Annotated in this window: 22 protein-coding genes and 1 tRNA gene; 7 read left to right on the forward strand and 16 right to left on the reverse strand. The window is 72.2% G+C overall.

Translation table 11 applies throughout. The annotated features are described in order from the left end of the window. Positions 1–8: 8 nt before the first annotated feature. Positions 9–200, forward strand: coding sequence for a helix-turn-helix transcriptional regulator (locus C4U44_RS18745; RefSeq protein ID WP_103886977.1), 192 nt, complete (start codon positions 9–11; stop codon positions 198–200). Positions 201–261: 61 nt separating this feature from the next. Beyond that, on the forward strand, positions 262–1,674 hold the full coding sequence (locus tag C4U44_RS18750) for a site-specific integrase (protein ID WP_103886978.1): 1,413 nt from the start codon (positions 262–264) through the stop codon (positions 1,672–1,674). 136 nt (positions 1,675–1,810) lie between these two features. Here C4U44_RS18750 and C4U44_RS18755 read toward each other — a convergent pair. Next, positions 1,811–1,892 (reverse strand) — tRNA-Tyr (locus C4U44_RS18755). A gap of 207 nt (positions 1,893–2,099) precedes the next feature. On the opposite strand from C4U44_RS18755, the gene C4U44_RS18760 reads away from it, so the two are divergent. Further along, a complete protein-coding gene (locus C4U44_RS18760) occupies positions 2,100–2,588 on the forward strand; it encodes a YajQ family cyclic di-GMP-binding protein (protein WP_103886979.1) in 489 nt (162 codons plus the stop codon). Between the two features lie 112 nt (positions 2,589–2,700). Here the strand turns inward: C4U44_RS18760 and C4U44_RS18765 are convergent, their stop codons facing one another. The 13 genes from C4U44_RS18765 to C4U44_RS18825 all read right to left on the reverse strand — a co-directional run bounded on the left by C4U44_RS18765 (position 2,701) and on the right by C4U44_RS18825 (position 14,393). Next, complete coding sequence (locus tag C4U44_RS18765; protein ID WP_103886980.1) at positions 2,701–3,165, reverse strand: peroxiredoxin; 465 nt, start codon at positions 3,163–3,165, stop codon at positions 2,701–2,703. A gap of 184 nt (positions 3,166–3,349) precedes the next feature. Further along, complete coding sequence (locus C4U44_RS18770; protein ID WP_103886981.1) at positions 3,350–3,742, reverse strand: YccF domain-containing protein; 393 nt, start codon at positions 3,740–3,742, stop codon at positions 3,350–3,352. Beyond that, positions 3,739–4,599, reverse strand: coding sequence for a zinc metalloprotease HtpX (gene htpX / locus C4U44_RS18775; RefSeq protein WP_103886982.1), 861 nt, complete (start codon positions 4,597–4,599; stop codon positions 3,739–3,741). Before htpX ends, C4U44_RS18770 begins: the two co-directional genes overlap by 4 nt. Positions 4,600–4,796: 197 nt before the next feature. Further along, positions 4,797–6,434, reverse strand: coding sequence for an NADH-quinone oxidoreductase subunit N (locus tag C4U44_RS18780; protein ID WP_235032194.1), 1,638 nt, complete (start codon positions 6,432–6,434; stop codon positions 4,797–4,799). Further along, entirely contained in the window at positions 6,431–7,996 is a 1,566-nt protein-coding gene (locus C4U44_RS18785; protein WP_103887110.1) for a complex I subunit 4 family protein, read from the reverse strand. The genes C4U44_RS18780 and C4U44_RS18785 overlap by 4 nt, the downstream gene beginning before the upstream one ends. A 7-nt stretch (positions 7,997–8,003) precedes the next feature. Continuing rightward, the gene (locus C4U44_RS18790) at positions 8,004–10,031 is read right to left on the reverse strand and encodes an NADH-quinone oxidoreductase subunit 5 family protein (protein WP_103886984.1); all 2,028 of its coding nucleotides are present in this window, start codon (positions 10,029–10,031) and stop codon (positions 8,004–8,006) included. Further along, a complete protein-coding gene (nuoK, locus tag C4U44_RS18795) occupies positions 10,028–10,414 on the reverse strand; it encodes an NADH-quinone oxidoreductase subunit NuoK (protein ID WP_103886985.1) in 387 nt (128 codons plus the stop codon). The genes C4U44_RS18790 and nuoK overlap by 4 nt, the downstream gene beginning before the upstream one ends. Further along, on the reverse strand, positions 10,414–11,007 hold the full coding sequence (locus C4U44_RS18800; RefSeq protein ID WP_103887111.1) for an NADH-quinone oxidoreductase subunit J family protein: 594 nt from the start codon (positions 11,005–11,007) through the stop codon (positions 10,414–10,416). Before C4U44_RS18800 ends, nuoK begins: the two co-directional genes overlap by 1 nt. Beyond that, positions 11,007–11,603 (reverse strand): NuoI/complex I 23 kDa subunit family protein, encoded by a 597-nt coding sequence (locus C4U44_RS18805; RefSeq protein ID WP_103886986.1) that lies wholly within the window; start codon positions 11,601–11,603, stop codon positions 11,007–11,009. The genes C4U44_RS18800 and C4U44_RS18805 overlap by 1 nt, the downstream gene beginning before the upstream one ends. A 3-nt stretch (positions 11,604–11,606) precedes the next feature. Further along, complete coding sequence (nuoH, locus tag C4U44_RS18810) at positions 11,607–12,569, reverse strand: NADH-quinone oxidoreductase subunit NuoH (protein ID WP_103886987.1); 963 nt, start codon at positions 12,567–12,569, stop codon at positions 11,607–11,609. Next, positions 12,566–13,411, reverse strand: coding sequence for an NADH-quinone oxidoreductase subunit C (locus tag C4U44_RS18815; RefSeq protein ID WP_103886988.1), 846 nt, complete (start codon positions 13,409–13,411; stop codon positions 12,566–12,568). Before C4U44_RS18815 ends, nuoH begins: the two co-directional genes overlap by 4 nt. After that, a complete protein-coding gene (locus C4U44_RS18820; protein WP_103886989.1) occupies positions 13,408–14,013 on the reverse strand; it encodes an NADH-quinone oxidoreductase subunit B in 606 nt (201 codons plus the stop codon). The genes C4U44_RS18815 and C4U44_RS18820 overlap by 4 nt, the downstream gene beginning before the upstream one ends. Next, positions 14,004–14,393, reverse strand: a complete 390-nt coding sequence (locus C4U44_RS18825) for an NADH-quinone oxidoreductase subunit A (protein WP_235032175.1) — start codon at positions 14,391–14,393, stop codon at positions 14,004–14,006. Before C4U44_RS18825 ends, C4U44_RS18820 begins: the two co-directional genes overlap by 10 nt. 299 nt (positions 14,394–14,692) lie before the next feature. On the opposite strand from C4U44_RS18825, the gene C4U44_RS18830 reads away from it, so the two are divergent. The 3 genes from C4U44_RS18830 to C4U44_RS18840 all read left to right on the forward strand — a co-directional run bounded on the left by C4U44_RS18830 (position 14,693) and on the right by C4U44_RS18840 (position 18,062). Then, entirely contained in the window at positions 14,693–15,898 is a 1,206-nt protein-coding gene (locus C4U44_RS18830) for a sensor histidine kinase (RefSeq protein ID WP_103886991.1), read from the forward strand. A 150-nt stretch (positions 15,899–16,048) separates the two neighbouring features. Then, on the forward strand, positions 16,049–17,374 hold the full coding sequence (locus C4U44_RS18835) for a sensor histidine kinase (protein ID WP_103886992.1): 1,326 nt from the start codon (positions 16,049–16,051) through the stop codon (positions 17,372–17,374). 160 nt (positions 17,375–17,534) lie between these two features. Then, positions 17,535–18,062: a GNAT family N-acetyltransferase gene (locus C4U44_RS18840; protein WP_103886993.1), complete on the forward strand. Its 528-nt coding sequence runs from the start codon at positions 17,535–17,537 to the stop codon at positions 18,060–18,062. Here the strand turns inward: C4U44_RS18840 and C4U44_RS18845 are convergent. Both C4U44_RS18845 and C4U44_RS18850 read right to left on the reverse strand, forming a co-directional pair. Continuing rightward, positions 18,034–18,726 (reverse strand): GNAT family N-acetyltransferase, encoded by a 693-nt coding sequence (locus C4U44_RS18845; RefSeq protein WP_235032176.1) that lies wholly within the window; start codon positions 18,724–18,726, stop codon positions 18,034–18,036. The genes C4U44_RS18840 and C4U44_RS18845 overlap by 29 nt on opposite strands. A 41-nt stretch (positions 18,727–18,767) precedes the next feature. Next, positions 18,768–19,724 carry a quinone oxidoreductase family protein gene (locus C4U44_RS18850; protein ID WP_103886995.1) on the reverse strand — a complete coding sequence of 319 codons (957 nt, stop codon included), beginning with the start codon at positions 19,722–19,724 and terminating at the stop codon, positions 18,768–18,770. Between the two features lie 157 nt (positions 19,725–19,881). On the opposite strand from C4U44_RS18850, the gene C4U44_RS18855 reads away from it, so the two are divergent. Then, positions 19,882–20,541: a response regulator transcription factor gene (locus C4U44_RS18855; RefSeq protein WP_103887112.1), complete on the forward strand. Its 660-nt coding sequence runs from the start codon at positions 19,882–19,884 to the stop codon at positions 20,539–20,541. The last annotated feature ends 35 nt before the right edge of the window (positions 20,542–20,576 follow it).

Consider the following 20,576-nt stretch of genomic DNA (forward strand, 5'->3'; position numbering starts at 1 on the left):
GGAGTGCAATGCCTCGCCCCGAGATGCTCAAGCTCCCCGAACTGCTGGCTGAACTCGGCATAAGCCGCCCCGCCTTCTACCGCATGAGGGCACGCGGCCAAGCCCCCAAGCTCCTCAAGCTCCCGAACGGACAGATCCGCATCCGCCGAACCGACCTCGACGCCTGGCTCGCCCAGTGCGAGCAGCAGCTCACCGCCTGACCCACCCCGCCACATCCGAGGGGCCCGCCGTGCCGGCGGGCCCCTTTCCCATGGGAGACACGTGCTCACCTTCGACGTACGCATCTACTCGATCGAGACGCGCCGCGACCGGCCGAAGCCCTACCGGCTGCGGTGGCTGGTCGGCACCCGCAAGCACTCCAAGAGCTACACGCTCAAGGCTCAGGCCGACGGCCGCCGGTCGGAGCTGATGACGGCGCTGCGCAACCAGGACCAGTTCGACGAAGAAACGGGCTTGCCCGCCTCGGAGTTGAGGGCACGACACAGCGCGGTGACCTGGTACGAGCACGCGCGGACCTACATCGACCGCAAGTGGGACGCCGCCCCGGCCAAGTCCCGCAAGAGCTACGCCGACGCACTGGCCACCATCACCCCCGCCCTGGTGACGACCGCTCCGGGAGCTCCCGCCCCCGAACTGCTGCGACGCGCTCTGTACGGCTGGGCGTTCAACCGCAATCGCTGGTCGGAACAGCCCCCCGCGGAACTGGCGGCCGCCCTGCGCTGGGTGGAGAAGAACTCGGTGCCGATTTCCGCGCTGGAAGACGCGGCAACGCTGCGGCTGGCCCTGGACGCCCTCAGCCGGAAGACAGACGGCAGTCCTGCCGCCGCGAGCACGGCCCGCCGGAAGAAAGCGTGCCTGAGTGACGTGCTCAACATGGCGGCCGAAGCCGAGTATTTCCGCACCCCGGTAAGCCCGCTCAGCACCGTGAAATGGCGCGCTCCGAAGTCCGCGGAAGCAGTCGACCCCGAGGCCGTTCCGCACCCCGGGCAAGTGGACCTCCTGTTGCGGGCGGTAAGTCAGCAGGGTCCCCGCGGGGAGAAGTTGGAAGCGTTCTTCGGGTGCTTGTACTTCGCCGCCATGCGTCCCGCTGAGGCCGCCGCGCTGCGAGCCGAGCAATGCCACCTGCCGGCCAGCGGTTGGGGCTCTCTCGTGCTGCGTGGCGGCATCGTGCGGGTGGGCCGGAGTTGGACCGATGACGGCAGCGCGCACGAGCGGCGGCACCTCAAGGCGCGGGCCGTGCAGGACTCCCGCCCGGTGCCGATCCCCCCGCCGTTCGTGCGGCTGCTGCGGCACCACATCGAGTCGTACGGCACGGCGCCCGACGGCCGGCTGTTCCGCACCGAGCGGGGCGGGTTGTTGCAGGAGTCGGGCTACGGCGAGGTGTGGGCCCGGGCACGCCGCAGCGCGCTCGGAGAGGACGCGGCGGGTACCTCACGGCTGGCACGACGGCCTTACGACCTGCGGCATGCGGGCGTCTCCCTGTGGCTCAGCTCGGGAGTCGAGCCGATCGAGTGCGCACGCAGGGCAGGGCACTCCGTCGCTGTCCTCTTCCGTGTGTACGCCAAGGTGTTGGCGCAGTCGCAGGACCGGGCCAACCAGAAGATCGATGCGGCCTTGCAGGATTGGCGCGGTGGGGCGCCGTCCCCCGGGGGACGCCTGGGGGACACGCCCTGATCAGGGCGTGAGTCATCCCGAGACAGGGTGAGACAAAGCACCGAATTTCGATCACCGTTCGACCGCGCGTCCGGGGCATGAAAAAACCCTCTCCGATCCAGCATTGCTGCTGGTCAGAGAGGGTTTTCCCTGGGTGTGGCGGCACGTGGATTCGAACCACGGTAGGCTAAGCCGACGGATTTACAGTCCGCTCCCATTGGCCACTCGGGCATACCGCCATGGGACGCGCCGCGGACCGGCCTGGGGCCGGAGGTCGTGGCGACGGGGTAAACGATACCTGATGCAGAGGGGTGGTTCGCCACCGGATTGATCAGGGCATCGGGGGCGCGGGTGGCTAGGCTGGGCCGGTGGCGGTGCCGGGTCGGGCCGTCGCGGATGTGATCCAACCGGCGTACCGATGAACACAGTCAAGGAGCCCACTGAAGATGGCCGACTCCAGTTTCGACATCGTCTCGAAGGTCGAGCGGCAGGAGGTCGACAACGCCCTCAACCAGGCCGCCAAGGAGATCTCGCAGCGCTACGACTTCAAGAACGTCGGGGCGTCGATCTCGTGGTCGGGCGAGAAGATCCTCATGGAGGCGAACTCCGAGGAGCGCGTGAAGGCGATCATGGACGTCTTCGAGAGCAAGCTGGTCAAGCGCGGGATCTCGCTGAAGGCGCTGGACGCGGGCGAGCCGCAGCTGTCCGGCAAGGAGTACAAGATCTTCTCGACGATCGAGGAGGGCATCTCCCAGGAGAACGCCAAGAAGGTCGCGAAGATCATCCGGGACGAGGGTCCCAAGGGCGTCAAGGCGCAGGTGCAGGGCGACGAGCTGCGGGTCAGCTCCAAGAGCCGTGACGACCTGCAGGCGGTGCAGGCCCTGCTCAAGGGCAAGGACCTGGACTTCGCGCTCCAGTTCGTGAACTACCGCTGACCGCCGCCGGGGAAGCTCCCGGGGGGAAGAGGCCGGCTGGGCGCCCCCGCGCCCGGGCCGGCCTTCGGCCTGTCCGGGCGCAGCCGCCCCGCCGCTGGGCCCCCGGGGATCGCTACTCGCTCTCGTCCCGCAGCCGCTTCACGACTGCCAGCGCGTCGTCCACATGGCCGCCGATGTTGGTCATCGACGAGAAGGCGTGCCGGACGGTGCCGGTGCGGTCGATCACGAAGGTGATCCGGCCGGGGACCACGCCCAGCGTGGTGGCGCCGTACTGCTTGCGCACGGCGCGGTCGCGGTCGGACAGCAGGGTGAAGGGCAGTTCGTGGCGCCCGGCGAACTTCTCGTGCGAGTCGACCGTGTCGGAGCTGATGCCGATCACCTCGGCGCCGGCGTCGGTGAAGCTCTCGTAGCCGTCCCGGAAGCTGCACGCCTCGGCAGTGCAGCCGCGGGTGTTGTCCTTGGGGTAGAAGTACAGGACGACGACCTTCTCGCCCCACCGCTCGCTGAGCTTCACCGGCGCGCCCGACTGGTCGGGGAGGGTGAAGTCCGGTGCCTTGTCGCCGACTTGCAGGCTCATCGCGATCTCCTCGCTAGGGGCTGGACTTGGAGAGTACGGGCCGGAGGGCCCCTCTGTTCAGCACACGGAGCACGCGGAACACCCAGAACACCCAGAACGCCCTGCACACCCGCACGACTTGGAGCACACGGGGAGCCAGCACCCGGCATGGCATGGCACCGGGCGCGGCCCGAACGCGATGCGGTCAGCGCGTGGCGAAGGGCTGATCGGTCGGCACGATCTCCTTGCCCAGCGGCATCAGCGACAGCGGGATCAGCTTGAAGTTCGCGAAGCCGAACGGGATGCCGATGATGGTGATGCACAGGGCGATGCCGGTGACGATGTGGCCGAGCGCCAGCCACCAGCCGGCGAGGATCAGCCACAGCACGTTCCCGACGAAGGAGCCCGCTCCGGCGTCGCGCCGATCGACCGCGGTGTAACCGAAGGGCCACAGCGCGTAGATGCCGATGCGGAAAGCGGCGATACCGAACGGGATGCCGATGATGGTGATGCACAGGAGCGCCCCGGCCAGGAAGTAGCCCAGGCACATCCACAGCCCGCACAGCACGAGCCAGATCACGTTGAGGATCGTCTTCATCGATTGCGACCTGCCATCTCTTCCAGGCGCGTGATGCGCTCGGCCATCGGTGGGTGGGTCGAAAAGAGCTTGGAGGCGTCACCCGGACGGAACGGGTTGGCGATCATCAGGTGGCTGGTGGTCTCCAGCCGGGGCTCGGCTGCCAGGGGGCGCTGCTTGGTGCCCTCGTCGAGCTTGCGCAGGGCGGAGGCGAGGGCGAGCGGGTCGCCCGTGAGCCGGGCGCCGGAGGCGTCCGCCTCGTACTCCCGGGAGCGGGAGACGGCGAGCTGGATCAGGGCGGCGGCCAGCGGGCCGAGAATCATCAGCATGAGCACGCCGAGGATGCCGGGGCCCTCGTCGTCGTCGGAGCGGCCGATCGGGATCAGCCAGGCGAAGTTCGCCAGGAAGACGATGACGGAGGCGAGCGCGCCGGCCACCGAGGAGATGAGGATGTCCCGGTTGTACACGTGGCTCAGCTCGTGCCCGAGTACTCCGCGCAGCTCCCGCTCGTCGAGGATGCGCAGGATGCCTTCGGTGCAGCAGACCGCGGCGTTGCGCGGGTTGCGGCCGGTGGCGAACGCGTTCGGCGCGTCGGTGGGCGATATGTACAGCCGCGGCATCGGCTGCCGGGCGGTCGTCGAGAGCTCGCGGACGATCCGGTAGAGCCCCGGTGCCTCGAACTCGCTGACCTGGCGGGCGCGCATGGCCCGCAGGGCCAGCTTGTCGCTGTTCCAGTAGGCGTACGCGTTCGTGCCCAGGGCGATGACGAGCGCCACGATGAGCCCGGTCCGGCCGAAGAAGCTGCCGATGACCAGGATGAGTGCCGACAGGCCGCCGAGGAGTACGGCGGTCTTCAACCCGTTGTGCCGGCGGTGCACGTGCGCCCTCCAAAGTGTGGGACGGGGGACCTCCCCCTTCAGGAAAACCTCCCGTACGGGTCAACGCGACTCGGGCGCCGTTAGTTCCCTTGTGCGCACGTAGCGCTACCACCCTCAACGGCGCCGGAAGCCCGTCTCACCTGCGCCTCAGTCCGGCGCGCCGCCTCCCGTGGCGGCTCCACGCTCCCTCCGGACGGTCACAACAGCACCCCTTCGGCGTACCGCAGGACGATCTGCGGTGCCCCGGACAGCACCACCCCGGCGACCGCGGCGAGGGCGATGGCGGCGGCGAGCGCGAACGGGGTGCGGGCGGCCAGTGCGCCGCTCGCCCCGTCTGCCGTCCCCACCGTTCCCGCCATGCCCTGCTCCTGCCCGTTCTCCGTGCGTCCGAACAGCAAAGCCGTCCACCGCAGGTAGTACACGAGGGCGATCGCCACGTTGACGGCCATGATCACCGCGAGCCAGCCGTGCTGGGCGTCGACCGCCGTGGAGAACACGGCCACCTTCGCGAACAGGCCGATCACCCCGGGCGGCAGTCCGGCCAGGCACAGCAGGAAGAACGCGAGCGCGAGCGCGGCGGCGGGGCGGCGGCCGTACAGCCCTCGGTAGTCGGTCAGGCGCCCGGCGGGCGCGCTGCGGGTGACCAGGGCGGCGACCGCGAAGGCCCCGAGGTTCACCACCGCGTACATCAGGGCGTAGGCGACGGTGGTGCCGACGTGGTAGCCCGCCGGACGGCCGGCGGCCTCAGCGGCGAGCGGCACCAGCAGGTAGCCGGCCTGCCCGATCGAGGACCAGGCCAGCAGCCGTACGGCGCTGCGCTCGCTGTCGGGCCGCTGCCGGAGCGCGCCGACGTTGCCGACGGTCATGGTCAGCGCGGCGAGGACGCCCATCGCCGGGCCCCAGGTGTCGGCGTACGGGTGGAAGGCCAGCGTGGTGAGCAGGATGAGGCCGGAGAAGCCGGCCGCCTTGCCGACCACCGAGAGGTAGGCGGCCACCGGCAACGGGGCGCCGGCGTAGGTGTCGGGCACCCAGAAGTGGAAGGGCGCCACGGCCAGCTTGAAGGCGAAGCCGAGCAGGGTCAGGGCGGCGCCGGCCTTGCCGAGGGTGTGCAGCTGGCCGGGTTCGTGGCCGAGCGTGCGCCCGATCTGATCCAGGTACAGGGTGCCGGTGGTGGCGTACAGGAAGCTCACGCCGAGCAGGGACACGGCGGTGGCCGTCACCGAGGTCAGGAAGAACTTCAGCGCCGCCTCGCCGCCCAGCCGGTCGCCGCGGCGCAGCCCGACCAGGGCGAACGACGGCAGCGTGGTGACCTCCAGCGCGACGATCAGCGTGGCCAGGTCGCGCGAGGCGGGCAGCAGGGTGGCGCCGGCCGCCGAGGCCAGCAGCAGGAACCAGAACTCGCCGGCCGGCAGCTCCTCCTCGACCTCGGGTGCGGACAGCAGCGCGGTCAGCAGGGCGCCGCCGAGGACGAGCACCTGCACGACGAGCGTGAAGCGGTCGGCGGTGTAGGAGCAGCCGCCGCCGGTGAGGTCCGTGCGGCAGAAGGTGGCGTGGTGGCCGGCCCGCAGCGGGATCAGGGACACCAGCGCGAGGGCCAGCCCGGCGACGGTGAACCAGGCCAGCAGCTGCTTGCGGCGCGGCGGCAGGAAGAGGTCGGCGACCAGGAGCACCAGGGCCAGCGCGGCCGGGATCGCGGCGGGGGCGATCGCGGCCCAGTCGACGGACTCGGTCAGCGGTGCGGCCAGGGCCGGCACGGCGGCGTGCGCGGTGTGGGAGGCGGGGGCCGGGCCGTGCGCGGGGCTCAGGACGGCGATCGCGCCGAGGGAGGTCATCAGTTTCCTCCCAGCAGGGAGCGTACGGCCGGATCGGTGAGGCCGAGCAGGAGCGCGGGCCACAGCCCGGCGAGGACGGTCAGGGCGGCCAGCGGGGTCCACGCGGCGAACTCGTAGCCGTGCACGTCGGCCAGCACCGGCTTGGCCCGGGCGGTGTCGCGGTCGCCCATGCAGATCCGGCGGATGACGGTGAGCAGGTAGCCGGCCGTCAGGAGGGTCCCGAAGGCGGCGATCGCGGTGAAGGTGACGTACGTCGGGCGGCTGAGCCCGGCGCCGGGCCGGAAGGCGCCGAACATCGCCAGCATCTCGCCCCAGAAGCCGGCCAGGCCGGGCAGCCCGAGCGAGGCGACCGCGCCGAACGCCAGCAGCCCGCCCAGGCGCGGCGCGCGGCCGTAGAGGGCGGCGCCGGTGCGGCCGGCGAGCTGGTCGAGGTCGCTGGTGCCGTAGCGGTCCTTCAGGGCGCCGACGAGGAAGAAGAGCAGGCCGGTGATCAGGCCGTGGGCGACGTTCGCGAACAGGGCGCCGTTGACGCCGGTGCGGGTCATGGAGGCGATGCCGAGCAGCACGAATCCCATGTGGCCGACCGAGGAGTAGGCGATGAGCCGTTTGAGGTCGCCGCCGTTGCCCTGGCGGACCAGCGCGAGGCAGGCGAGCGAGCCGTAGATGATGCCGACGACCGCGAAGGCCGCCAGGTACGGCGCGAAGGTGCGCATCCCGCCGGGCGCGATCGGCAGCACCACCCGGACCAGTCCGTAGGTGCCCATCTTCAGCAGCACCCCGGCGAGCAGCACCGACCCCGCGGTGGGGGCGGCGGTGTGGGCGTCGGGCAGCCAGCTGTGCAGCGGCCACATCGGGGCCTTCACGGCCAGCCCGATGCCTATCGCGAGGACGGCCACCAGTTGCGTGGTGTGACTGAGGTGTGACCCGTTGTCAGAGGCGAGTGCCACCATGTCGAACGTGCCCGCCTTCACGCCCACGAGGAGCAGGCCGAGCAGCATGATCACGGAGCCGAGGAGGGTGTAGACGATGAAGCGCAGTGCGGAGCGTTCCCGGTCCGCGCCGCCCCAGCGGGCGATGAGGAAGTACATCGGGACCAGCACGGCCTCGAAGGCGAGGAAGAACAGGATCAGGTCGAGCACCGCGAAGCTGGCCAGCGTGCCGCCCTCGAGCAGCAGGAGCAGGGCCACGAAGGCCTTGGGGCTGGGGCCGTCCGGCATCTTGAAGTACGAGTACAGCGCGCACAGGAAGGTCAGCAGCGCGGTCAGCACGAGCAGGGGGAGCGAGATGCCGTCGACGCCGAGGTGGAGGTGGATCCTCAGCGCGGGGATCCAGTCCAGGTCGGTGGTGGCCTGCATCCTCGCCGGGTGGTCGTGGTCGAAGCCGGCGGCGAGCACGATCGCGAGCACCAGGACCGCGCCGGTGACGGTCACGCCGTGCCGCAGCACCGCCTGGTCCGGGCCGCGGCCGCGCAGGCCGGGCGGGGCCGGCAGCAGGGCGCCGGCCGAGCCGAGCAGCGGCAGGACGAGGATCGCCGCGAGGATGTACTGAAGGGCGGTGTCGTTCACTTCGGGCTCAGCCTCCGACGGCGACGAGGACGGCGAGGACGACCGCACCGGCCAGCAGCGCGCTGAGGTAGGTCTGGACGTTTCCGGTCTGGGCCTTGCGGACGGCCGCGCCGAGCAGGTTCGGGGCGCCCGCGGCGCCGCGTACCCAGGTCTCCACCACGTCCCGGTCCAGGAAGCGGACCAGCGAGGCGGCGGCCAGCACCGGCCGGACGAACAGCGCCGTGTAGGCCGCGTCGAGGCGGAAGCCGTGGGCAGCGGCGGAGTGCAGCGGGCCGAGCAGCAGCCGGCCCGGGTCGCCGGGGTCGTGGGCGGTGGCCACGTCCCCGTAGACCTCCTTGTGGCGGTCCTCGGCCTCGGCCTCGATCAGCGCCGGCTCGGAGTCGGCGTCGAGGTGGTCGGCCAGGGCGCTGCCCTCGGTGGGCGGCTCGGCGACGACCGCGCCGATCGGCACCGCCCGGCGGGTGGCGGCGACCGCCTTCCAGGCCCCGTAGGTGACCAGCACGCCCACCAGGGCGAGTCCGGTGCCGAGGACGGAGGTGACCAGGGTCGGGCCGAGCGGTCCGCCGCCGCCGAACCAGTCGGGCAGCTTGCGGTAGGTCAGCCCGCCGAAGGCGAGGGTGGGGATCGCGAGCACCCACAGCACGGCGGTCATCGTCACGGGCTGCCTGCCGTGGTCGGGCGCGTCCGGGCCGTTGCCGAGGAAGGCGAGCAGGAAGAGCCGGGTGGCGTAGGCACCGGTGAGGACGGCGGTGACCAGTCCGGCCACCAGTACGGTCCAGCCGACGGCCGACGGCACGTGCGCGGTGTCCCCGGCGGAGGCGTGCTCGGCGGCGCGCAGCACCGACTCCTTGGAGAAGAAGCCGGACAGCGGCGGCAGGGCGGCCAGCGCGGCCAGCGCGAGGCCCATGGTCCACATCGCGTCCGGCACCCGCTTGCGCAGCGCGCCGGTGCGGGACATCGCGGTCAGCGAGTTGGTGCCGGCCGCGTGGATGACCACGCCCGCGCCCAGGAAGAGCAGCCCCTTGAAGGCGCCGTGCGAGAGGAGGTGGAAGACGGCCGCGTCGCGGTTGCCGACGGCGAGCGCGCCGGCCATGTAGCCGAGCTGGCCGATCGTGGAGTAGGCGAGCACGCGTTTGATGTCGTCCTGGGCGAGCGCGGCCAGGCCGGAGCCGACCATCGTGACCGCGGACATCGCGGCCAGCACGGCGAGGGCGGCGGCCGAGGCGGTGAACACCGGCAGCAGCCTGGCCACCAGGTAGATGCCGGCGGCCACCATGGTGGCGGCGTGGATCAGCGCGGACACCGGGGTCGGACCGGCCATCGCGTCGGGCAGCCAGGTGTGCAGCGGGAACTGCGCGGACTTGCCGGCCACCCCGGCGAGCAGCAGCAGCGCGATCACCGTCGGGTGGTGCAGCCGCCCCTCCGCGGTGGCCTTCAGGATGCCGCTGATCCGGAAGGTGCCCGCGTCCGCGCCGAGCGCGAACACGCCGATCAGGAACGGGACGTCGCCGAGCTTCGTGACCAGGAACGCCTTGATCGACGCCGAGCGGGCGGCCTCGGTCTCCCAGTAGTGCCCGACCAGGAAGTACGAGCAGATGCCCATGACCTCCCAGCCGACCAGCAGCACCATGAGGTCGCCGGAGTAGACGACCAGGAACATGGCGGCGGTGAACAGCGAGACCACGGCCGCGTACGACGGGTAGCGCGGGTCGTCGCGCAGGTAGGAGACGGAGTAGATCTGCACGCAGGTGGCGACCAGGCCGACGAGCACCGCGATCAGGACGGAGAAGCCGTCCAGGTGCAGCGAGAGGTCGATCGGCACCGAGCCGGTGACGGTCAGCCGGTGGACGGCGTCGGTGGGCCGGCCGGTGCCCTGCCGGGCGGCGACGATCGCGGCGAGCACGAAGGAGGTCGCGGTGGGCAGCACGGCCAGCGGGCGGACGAAGCCGGGTGCGCGCCGGCCGAGCAGGAGTCCGGCGGCCGCGCCCAGGAAGGGCAGTGCGGGGACGAGCGCGGCAAGGGCGGTCAGGGTCACGCGGTGGCCTCTGCCTTCTCGTCGTGGCCGGAGGCGGCACCCGGTTCCGGTGGTCCGGGCAGCGCGAGGGGCTGCCCGGGGTCGGCCAGGCCGGTGAGCCGGTCGATGTCGGCGGTGCCGCGGTTGCGGTGGACCAGCAGCACGATCGCCAGGCCGATCCCGATCTCCGCGGCGGCGATGGTGATGGTGAAGAGGGTGAGTGCCTGCCCGGAGTGCAGGCGGTCGTGCAGCCAGGTGTCGAACGCCACGAGGTTGAGGTTGACGGCGTTGAGCATCAGCTCGACCGACATCAGGACGAGGATCGCGTTGCGCCGGGCCAGTACCCCGTACAGGCCGACGCAGAACAGCAGGGAGGCGAGGACGGCGGGGTAGACGAGATGCATCAGCGGTCCTTGCCGTGGGGGGCGGTGGAGCCGTCGGGGGCCGGGGGAAGGACGTCGGCCCTCCGTCGGGACAGCACGATCGCCCCGACCAGGGCGGCGAGCAGCAGCACCGACAGCGCCTCGAACGGCAGCACCCAGAAGCGGAAGAGGCTGCTGCCGGTGACCTTGGTGGCGCTCTGGCCGGTGCCGTGGTGGACGTCGATCCAGGTGCTGCGGAAGGCGTCGGCGACCACCCACACCAGGGTGCCCGCGGCGGCGAGGGCCACCGCGAGGGCGACCCAGCGGTTCTCGGAGTCGGCGTCCGGCGAGTGGCCGATCGGCGCCTTGGTGAGCATCAGGCCGAACAGCAGCAGGACGACGACCGAGCCGACGTAGATCAGTACCTGCACCCAGGCGATGAACTCGGCGGTCAGCAGCAGGTACTCGACGGCGATGCCGCCGAGGGCGACCACCAGCCACAGCGCGGCGTGCACGAGTTGCCGGGTGGTGACGGTGACGACGGCCGCGCCCAGGGTGGCGAGGCCGACCAGCAGGAAGGTGATCTCGACGCCGGTGGGCGACAGGAATCCCGGGTGGTGGGTGGCGGAGTGGATCACGCCTCGCCCTCCCCGGTCCCGCCCTCGGCATCGCCGGGGCGGGCCTGCTTCTCGGCCTCGGCCTGGGCCTGGGCCTGGGCGGCCTGCTTCTCCGCCGCCTTGCGGGCCGCAGCGATCTCCTTCGGCTCCTCCGCCGCCGGGTCGAGCGGGGGCGGCGCCGGCACCGTCCACATCCAGTCGCGCAGCTTGTCGCGCTCGTGGGTCAGGTCGAGGATGTCGGTCTCCGCGTACTCGAACTCCGGTGACCAGAACAGCGCGTCGAACGGGCACACCTCGATGCAGATGCCGCAGTACATGCACAGCGCGAAGTCGATGGCGAAGCGGTCCAGCACGTTGCGGCTGCGCTCGCGCCCGCCGGGCGCGGCCGGCGGCGACGTCTCCTTGTGCGAGTCGATGTAGATGCACCAGTCGGGGCACTCACGGGCGCACAGCATGCACACCGTGCAGTTCTCCTCGAACAGCGCGATCACCCCGCGGCTGCGGGGCGGCAGTTCGGGTTGCGTGTCGGGATAGCGGGCGGTGACGGACTTCCTGGTCATCGTCCGCAGCGTGACGGCCAGGCCCTTGGCCAGACCGGAGCCGGGAAGAGGCATGGCTTACGAGGTCACCACCTTGACGACGCCGGTCAGGGCGATCTGGACGAGGGAGATCGGGATCAGCACGGTCCAGGCGAACTTCATCAACTGGTCCTCGCGCAGCCGCGGGTAGCTCACCCGCAGCCAGATCACGATGAAGGCGAGCACCGCGGTCTTCAGCAGCGTCCACAGCCAGCCGACGCTGCCCGCCCACGGCCCGTGCCAGCCGCCGAGGAAGAGCACCGTGGTCAGCCCGCACAGCACGACGATCCCGGCGTACTCGGCGAGCAGGAACAGCGCGAAGCGCAGCCCGGTGTACTCGGTGTACGCGCCGAAGATGATCTCCGAGTCGGCCACCGGCATGTCGAACGGCGGCCGCTGCAACTCGGCCAGCCCCGCGGTGAAGAACACCAGGCCGCCCATGAGCTGCCACAGCGTCCACCACCAGTGGTACGACTCGACGATGCCCGGCAGCGACAGGGTGCCCGCGGCCATCGCCACCGACGCCGCGGCGAGCAGCATCGGCAGTTCGTACGCCATCAGCTGGGCCGCCGTGCGCAGGCCGCCGAGCAGCGAGAACTTGTTCGCCGACGCCCACCCGGCCATCAGCGAGCCGAGCACGCCGACACCCATCACGGCCAGCACGAAGAACAGCCCGGCGTCGACCGCCTCCCCGACGAAGCCGTGCGGCCCGACCGGGATGACGATCAGCACCAGCAGGTAGGGCAGCAGGGCGACGGCGGGCGCGAGCTGGAAGATGCGGCGGTCCGCGTCGGCCGGGACCACGTCCTCCTTCTGCGCGAACTTCACTCCGTCGGCAACGAGTTGGGCCCAGCCGTGGAAGCCGCCGGCGTACATCGGACCGAGCCGGCCCTGCATGTGCGCCATCACCTTGTGCTCGGTCTGCCCGACCAGCAGCGGGAGGACCAGGAACGCGACGAGGACGGCGACCAGCCGCAGGACGACGTGGAGCGTGTCGTTCACGGGGTACGGCCTCCTTCGTCGTCGGTGGGCGGTTCGTCAGGGGCGGGCGGCTGCTCCGCGGGCGGCTGCTCCTCCGGTGCCGGAGCGGCCGGCGGCCGGGCCGGTTTCTGCCAGGGCGCGTCCGGCGCGGCGGCCCGGCGCGGCGGGGTCTGGCTCGCCGAGCCCTCGCTCGCGCCGCGGGTCCGGCGGGCCGGCCGCTCCCCCGCACCGGCCGCACCGGCGCCCCCACCCGCGCCCGCGCGGCGCGCCGGGCGGGCCGGGGCCGGCGGGAGCTGGCCCTTCATCGGGCCCCAGTCGTTCGGGTCCGGCACCCCGGGCGGCTGCATCTGGCGCCGCTTCGGGCCGCCGTCGTGCGACTCGCCCGGCTCTTTCGCGCCCGGCCACGCCTTGACCACCCGCGCGGCCAGCACGAAGTCCTTGCGCAGCGGGTGGCCCTCGAACTCGTCGGGCAGCAGCAGCGGGGCCATCCCCGGGTGCCCGGTGAAGGCGATGCCGAACATCTCGTGCGTCTCGCGCTCGTGCCAGTCGGCGCCGCCGTACACGCCGGTGGCGGTGGCGAGTTCGGCGGCCTCGTGCGGCACGGTGGTCCGCACCAGCAGCCGCCCGACGCCGCCGTCGAGCCGTACGACGTGGGCGCACACCTGGAAGCCGGTGCCGGGTTCGTCCACGGCGCTGAGCCAGTCGAAGAAGGTGCAGCCGAGCACGTCGCGGGCCGTGGTCAGGGCCGCCACCCACCCGTCGGGCGGTACGTCGACGGTCAGCAGGCCGTACGCCTCCTCGGCGGTGGCGCCCTCGCCGAAGACCTCGGCCGCCCCCTCGGGCAGCCGCTCGAACCCGCTCACCGCTCCCCCGCCTCCGGTCCGCCCGCGGGCGGCTCGCCCCCGGGCGGGGGCGGCGGGGTGACGAGGCCGCTGGTCAGCGCGGCGGCCGACGGCCGTGCGGAACCGTACCGCTCGCTGAGCGTCTCCCGGGCGATCTTCTCCTGGAGCTTGAGGATGCCCTGGAGCAGCGCCTCGGGGCGGGGCGGGCAGCCGGGCACGTAGACGTCGACCGGGATGACCTGGTCCACGCCCTTCGTCACGGAGTAGGAGTCCCAGTACGGGCCGCCGCAGTTGGAGCAGGCGCCGAAGGAGATGACGTACTTCGGCTCGGGCATCTGCTCGTAGAGCCGCTTCACCGCCGGCGCCATCTTGTCGGTGACGGTGCCGGACACCACCATCAGGTCGGCCTGGCGTGGGCCGGGCGCGAACGGGATCACGCCGAGCCGGATGAAGTCGTGCCGGGCCATGGACGCGGCGATGAACTCGATCGCGCAGCAGGCCAGCCCGAAGTTGAACACCCACAGGCTGTAGCGGCGGCCCCAGTTGAGCACGACCTTCATCGGCTCGGGGGCGAGCCGGGCCAGCGGGCCGAGCCGGCGGGGCTCGGGCAGGGTCACGTCCATTCGAGTACGCCCTTCTTCCACGCGTAGAGCAGTCCGATCGCGAGGAAGCCGAGGAACACGAACATCTCGACCAGCGTGGTGCCGCCGAAGCCGTGCGCGGCGAAGACCGTCGCCCAGGGGAAGAGGAAGATCGCGTCCACCGCGAAGATCACGTAGAGGAACGCGTACACGTAGTAGCGGATCTGGGTGTGCGCCCAGTCCTCGCCGACCGGGTCGACGCCGCACTCGTAGGTGAGCAGCTTCTCCTGCGTCGGCACGTCCGGCCGCAGCAGCCGCCCGGCCGTGAACGAGACCGTCACGAAGAGCACGCCGACGACAGCGACCAGCCCGACGACCGAGTAGCCGTGGAAGTAGTCCACGTCCGTCCGCCCCTCGTTCACTCGTTGACCAGCGGTGTCCAGCGATCCGAAGGATCTTTAGACGATTTATACGGAGGGAGTCTAGGCCCTGGCTTCACGACGGGACGCAGCCGTCCATGGATGGGCCGCACGGGACCCGGACGAGCCCGGGGGCCGACCCGGGGCGGACCCGGACGAGCCACGGCGAAAGCCCCGGCGGACACCGGACGACCTCTTTCGGGGGACAGCGGGCGCCGGCGGGGACAGGGGGGATAACCCCACCACGCGCCGGAGCGTGCACCCCATGGCGCGAGCCCCCGCCGGGACGGCAGGCTTGGCCCATGGACACCTCGCCCACCCCGCACGGTCCCGCCACGTCCTCGTCCGAGCCGCTGCCCCGTCCCCGGTTCGCCTTCGACGCCGTGACGTGGAAGGAGATCGCGAACCTCCTGCTGAACTTCCCCATGGCCCTGGTCGGCTTCATCTACGTGGTGACCACCCTCACGCTGGGCGCCGGCCTGTCGGTGACGGTGATCGGGTTGCCGCTGCTGGCGTTCGGCCTGGTGGGATGCCGTCTGCTGGGCAAGGTGGAGCGGAGGCGGGCCCGCGCGCTGCTCGGGCTGCACGTGGACGAGCCGCGGCCGTTGCGGCGCGAGACGCTGGGCGGGTTCCTGCCCTGGCTGTGGGCGACCCTGAAGGACCCGGTCGCCTGGCGGCACGCGCTCTACCTCGCGATCCGGCTGCCGTGGGGCATCGTCACCTTCACGGTGACGCTGACCTCGCTGTTCGTGCTGTGGCCGGTGCTGCCGTTCCTGGCCCGGGGGATGTCGGCGGTGGACCGGGCGCTGGTGCGCGGGCTGCTGCAGCCGTCCGACGAGCTGGAGCGGCGGATCGCGGAGCTGGAGTCCGACCGCGGGGTGGTCTTCGACACCGCGGCGGCCGACCTCCGGCGGATCGAGCGCGACCTGCACGACGGCGCGCAGGCCCGGCTGGTCGCCCTGGCGATGGGCCTGGGCCTGGCCAAGGAGAAGCTGCTGGAGGACCCCGAGGCCGCGGCGAAGATGGTCGGCGAGGCGCACGGCGAGGTGAAGGTCGCCCTCCAGGAGCTGCGCGACCTCGCCCGCGGCATCCACCCGGCGATCCTCACCGACCGCGGCCTGGACGCCGCGCTGTCCTCGGTCGCGACCCGCTGCACCGTCCCGGTCGCGGTCACGGTGGATCTGGTGGCGCGGCCCGCCGAGGCGATCGAGGGCATCGCCTACTTCACCGTCTCCGAGCTCCTCCAGAACGTCAGCAAGCACAGCCGGGCCCGTACGGCCTCGGTGGACGTGTGGCGCTCGGAGGACCGGCTGATGATCCAGGTGCGCGACGACGGGCAGGGCGGCGCGGACGTCTCCGGCGGGTCCGGGCTGGCCGGGCTCGCGGAGCGGCTGGACTCCGTCGACGGGCTGTTCGTGGTGGCCTCGCCGGTGGGCGGGCCGACCGTGGTGACGGCCGAACTGCCTTGGCGGGACCGGGAGTTCCGCCGGCAGGGCGCGACCCGCTGAGCCGGGTCGCCGGGCGGGACCCGGGATAGTGCCGCCGGCGGGGGTAGGGAAATCCCCACCCCCAAGACGCCGATCCGCACCATGGGCCCCCGCCCCCCGTTCGTCCAGTCTGTTGGTACGACCAGCAGTACCGAAAGGACGGTCCCGACCATGGCGTACGGCATCCAGGCAGCCCGGCGCGAGCACCGGCTGCCCACCGCGCTGCGCGCGCCCCTCGAGGCGCGCACCTGGCGGGAGCTGGCCTACCTCCTGCTGAACCTCCCGATGGGCATCGTCGGGTTCGTGTGGACGGTGACGATGCTGTCGCTGGGCGCCGGGCTGCTGATCACCTTCATCGGGCTGCCGGTCCTGGTGCTGGCCCTCGGCGGCTGCCGGGCGATCGGCTACGCCGAGCGCGCCCGGGCCCGCTCCCTGCTGTGGCTGGACGTCGAGGAGCCCGGCCCGGTGCGCACCAAGTCGCGCGGGTTCTTCCCGTGGCTGGGCGGCCAGCTCGGCAGCGGGGTCAACTGGCGGCACGCGATCTACTGCCTGCTGCACCTGCCCTGGGGCGTCTTCACCTTCTGCGTGTCCCTCACCTTCTTCAGCTACGGCTGGGGGCTGCTGACCTACCCGCTGTGGCGGTGGATCTTCCCGGTCTACTTCAACCAGCAGGGCATCCAGATCTACGGGAACGGCAACGGCCTCAACGGCCAGCACGGCTGGTGGCTGCACACGCCCCTGGACATGCTGCTGTGCGTGACGGTCGGGGTGACGATGGTCCTGCTGCTGCCGTGGGTGGTGCGGGGCATGGCGCACATCGACCGGATGCTCGTCAGCGGGCTGCTGGGCCCGTCCACGCTGGCCGACCGCGTCACCGAGCTGGAGTCGGACCGCGGCGCGGTGGTGGACACCGCGGCGGCGGACCTGCGCCGGATCGAGCGGGACCTGCACGACGGCGCGCAGGCGCGGCTGGTGGCGCTCGCCATGGACCTGGGGATGGCCAAGGAGAAGCTGCTGGAGGACCCGGCGGTGGGTGCCGCGATGGTGGAGGAGGCGCACGGCGAGGTGAAGGTCGCCCTCCAGGAGCTGCGCGACCTCGCCCGCGGCATCCACCCGGCGATCCTCACCGACCGCGGCCTGGGCCCGTCGCTCTCGGCGGTCGCGGCGCGCTGCACCGTCCCGGTCTCCGTCACCGTGGACCTGCCGGCCCGCCCGGTGCCGGCGATCGAGGGCATCGCCTACTTCACCGTCTCCGAACTCCTGCAGAACGTCAGCAAGCACAGCGGCGCCTCGCGTGCTGCCGTCGACGTCTGGCAGACCGGGGACCGTCTCATGCTGCACGTCTACGACAACGGGCGCGGGGGCGCGGCGGTCGACGCGGGCTCGGGCCTGGCCGGGCTGTCCGAGCGCCTCGACTCCGTGGACGGGGTCCTGGTGGTGGACTCGCCGATGGGCGGCCCGACCCGGATCGCCGCCGAGCTGCCGTGGCGGGTGTGAGCGGCGCTGCCGTGCCGGGTGCGGGCGGCGCTGCGGAGTTGCGTGGGGGCGGCGCTGCGGAGGCGCGCGTGGGCGGCCTGAGCGCCGTCGCCCCCGGAATCACACCGATCCCACGCGTCCCTCCATGTCGCCGCGCGGGACTTGCTGGGAAGCTGGACGGATGACCAACGACTTCCCCGCCGGGCTGGCCCTGCGTTCCCCGCGTGTCGACGACCACGCACGGGTGCTCGCCGTACTCGACCAGTGGTGGGGAGGGCTGGGCGGGGAGACCGGGTCCCGGGAACGGGCGCTGCTGCTGCCGCGGTTGTACTTCCAGCACTTCACCGGCACCAGCCGGCTCGCGGAGCGCCCCAGCGGTGACCTCGCGGCGTTCCTGATCGGATTCTTCTCCCAGGACCAGCCCGAGGTCGCCTACATCCACTTCGCCGGCGTCGACCCCGCCCTGCACGGCCGCGGTATCGCCACCGCCCTCTACCGGCGCTTCTTCGCCCTCGCCCGGGGCGAGGGACGGCACCGCGTGCTCGCCATCACCAGCCCGAGCAACTCCGCGTCCCGCGCGTTCCACACCCGGATCGGCTTCACCGAACTCCCCGGCGCCCCCGAGGCCCCGCCCTCGGTCCAGCCCGACTACGACGGCCCCGGCCTCGACCGCGTCGTCTTCAGCATCGATCTGCCGGCGGACGGGTAGCGGCTGCGGGCCGCCGCGAGGTGCCGCCGCCCCGCGTCGAGGCCGTCCGCCGCTGACCCGCGTCGCCGCGGGCCGCCGCGTACTCCTGCCGCGTGATCGCCGTGACGTCGACCGCCCCGCCGTGCGCGGGCACGGTGGTGCGGCGGTCGAAGGCCATGCCCAGCTTGGTCATCACGTGCCGGGACGCGTGGTTGTCCGGGTGGCAGATGCTCACGATCCGGTCCAGCCGTACCTCGTCGAAGCCGAAAGCCATCACCGCGCGCGCCGCCTCGGTGGCGTAGCCGTGTCCCCAGTGCGCGCGGCCCAGCCGCCAGCCGATCTCCACCGCGGGCAGGATCTCCGGCAGGAAGTTCGGCACCGTGATGCCGACCCAGCCGACCAGTTCGCCACTGCCGACGAGCTCGGTGGCGAACAGGCCGTAGCCGCGGTCGGCCCAGTTCTGCCGCAGCAGCGCGAAGCTCGCGGTCACCTGCGCCCGGTCGCGGGTCGACCCGTCGCGGATGAACCGCATCACCTCCGGGTCGGAATCGAGGGCGACCAGCGCCTCCAGGTCCTCGTCCCGCCACATCCTCAAGCGCAGCCGCTCCGTGACCAGTTCCATCGCGCCGACCCCCGGTTCGCTCGTCGTCCGGTGCGCCCGCCCCGCCACGACGCGGGGCCGCACGACCGCCGAGGCTACGCCACGGGGGCCGCACGACGCCGAGGCTACGCCACCCGCAGCAGGACCTTGCCGGTGCTGCGCCCCGCCGCCAAGGCGTCATGGGCCTGGGCGGCGTCGGCGAGCGGGAGGACCGCGGAGACGTCCTGGCGGATCGCGCCGGAGGCGAGCAGCGAGAGGGCGGACAGGGCGTGCGCGCGGACCGTGGCGGGGGCCCGGCGGGCGAGGTCACCGATGTTGTAGCCGGTCAGCGAGCGGTTGTTCTTCCACAGCGGCAGGAGCGGGAGGGTGAGGTCGGGGTGGCGGGCGGCCTCGCCGTAGAGGGCGAGGCGGCCGAAGGGGGCGAGCAGCGGGAGGGAGGCCAGTCGGGTCGGGCCGCCGATCGGGTCGAGCACGACGTCGACCTCCGGGACCGCATCGGCGAATTCGTCGCGCTGGTGGAGGGCGTCGTAGCCGAAGCGCTTGGCGTACTCGGCCTTGGCGGGCGAGCCGACCGTGCCGTAGACGGCGGCGGCGCCCAGCGCGCGGGCGATCTGGGCGGCGGCCGAGCCGACCCCGCCGGCGGCGGCGTGGATCAGCACGGTGTCGCCCGCGGTGAGCCGGGCCGCGCCGGCCAGCACCCCGTAGGCGGTGGTGAGGGTGAGGCCGGCGCCGCCGCCGTCGCGCAGCGATAGCCCGTCGAGCGGGAAGGCGAAGTCGGCCGGGGCCAGGGCGTACTCGGCGTAGCCGCCGCCGTCGGGGAGGTAGGCGGCGACCGGGTCGCCGGCCGCGAGGCCGGTGACGCCCGGTCCGACGCCGGCCACCTCGCCGGACACCTCGAGCCCGGGCACGGCGGTGCCGTCCGGCGCCCCGAAGTCGCCGAGCCGGTGCTGCACCTCGCCGTAGTTCACTCCCGCGTACGCGACCCGGATCAGTACGTGGCCGGGGCCTGGCACGGGAGCCGGCAGCTCCACTGGTTTCAGCACCTCAGGACCGCCGATGACGTCGAAGCCGACCGCGCGCACACGTTCTCCTCTCCTGGGGTCCGCCCGCAGGGCGGCCGCCACTGATCGCCGGGCGCAACCTTGCCCACCCCGCACCGTATTCCTCATCGGGGCACTGATGCTGGGATGCTGGGGGAGTCGGTTCGGACGGGGGAAGCTGGAGACCGTGGAGGACAGGGTGCGGGTCGTCATCGCCGAGGATTCGGTACTGCTCAGGGAGGGACTCACCCGGCTGCTCACCGACCGGGGCCACGACGTGGTCGCGGGGGTCGGCGACGCCGAGGAACTGATCAAGGCGGTACGTGCACTGGCCGACCAGGGGGCGCCCCCCGACGTGGTCGTGGCGGACGTGCGGATGCCCCCGACGCACACCGACGAGGGAGTGCGCGCGGCCGTGCAATTGCGCAGGGACCACCCCGGCGTCGGGGTGCTGGTGCTGTCGCAGTACGTCGAGGAGCAGTACGCGACGGAGCTGCTGGCCGGCAGCAGCCGCGGGGTGGGCTACCTGCTCAAGGACCGGGTCGCCGAGGTCCGCGAGTTCGTGGACGCCGTGGTCCGGGTCGCCGAGGGCGGTACCGCGCTGGACCCGGAGGTGGTGGCGCAGCTGCTGGGCCGCAGCCGGAAGCAGGACGTCCTGGCCGGGCTGACCCCGCGCGAGCGCGAGGTGCTGGGCCTGATGGCCGAGGGCCGGACGAACTCGGCGGTGGCCAAGCAGCTCGTGGTGAGCGACGGCGCCGTGGAGAAGCACGTGAGCAACATCTTCCTGAAGCTCGGCCTCGCGCCGAGCCAGGGCGATCACCGCAGGGTGCTGGCGGTGCTGACCTACCTGAACTCGTGAATTGCTGACACGCTGTCTCACAAGAGAGCCGGACG

Origin of the sequence: Actinacidiphila yanglinensis, assembly GCF_900107965.1 — a bacterium.
Lineage (GTDB): Bacteria > Actinomycetota > Actinomycetes > Streptomycetales > Streptomycetaceae > Actinacidiphila > Actinacidiphila yanglinensis.

Bases quoted from the DNA above. Each gene is read 5' to 3' on its own strand.
- C4U44_RS18820 (WP_103886989.1), bottom strand. From the start codon at position 14,013: ATGGACGTGACCCTGCCCGAGCCCCGCCGGCTCGGCCCGCTGGCCCGG.
- C4U44_RS18770 (WP_103886981.1), bottom strand. From the start codon at position 3,742: ATGAAGACGATCCTCAACGTGATCTGGCTCGTGCTGTGCGGGCTGTGG.
- C4U44_RS18760 (WP_103886979.1), top strand. From the start codon at position 2,100: ATGGCCGACTCCAGTTTCGACATCGTCTCGAAGGTCGAGCGGCAGGAG.
- C4U44_RS18765 (WP_103886980.1), bottom strand. From the start codon at position 3,165: ATGAGCCTGCAAGTCGGCGACAAGGCACCGGACTTCACCCTCCCCGAC.
- C4U44_RS18835 (WP_103886992.1), top strand. From the start codon at position 16,049: ATGGCGTACGGCATCCAGGCAGCCCGGCGCGAGCACCGGCTGCCCACC.
- C4U44_RS18830 (WP_103886991.1), top strand. From the start codon at position 14,693: ATGGACACCTCGCCCACCCCGCACGGTCCCGCCACGTCCTCGTCCGAG.
- nuoK (WP_103886985.1), bottom strand. From the start codon at position 10,414: ATGCATCTCGTCTACCCCGCCGTCCTCGCCTCCCTGCTGTTCTGCGTC.
- C4U44_RS18840 (WP_103886993.1), top strand. From the start codon at position 17,535: ATGACCAACGACTTCCCCGCCGGGCTGGCCCTGCGTTCCCCGCGTGTC.
- C4U44_RS18745 (WP_103886977.1), top strand. From the start codon at position 9: ATGCCTCGCCCCGAGATGCTCAAGCTCCCCGAACTGCTGGCTGAACTC.
- C4U44_RS18805 (WP_103886986.1), bottom strand. From the start codon at position 11,603: ATGCCTCTTCCCGGCTCCGGTCTGGCCAAGGGCCTGGCCGTCACGCTG.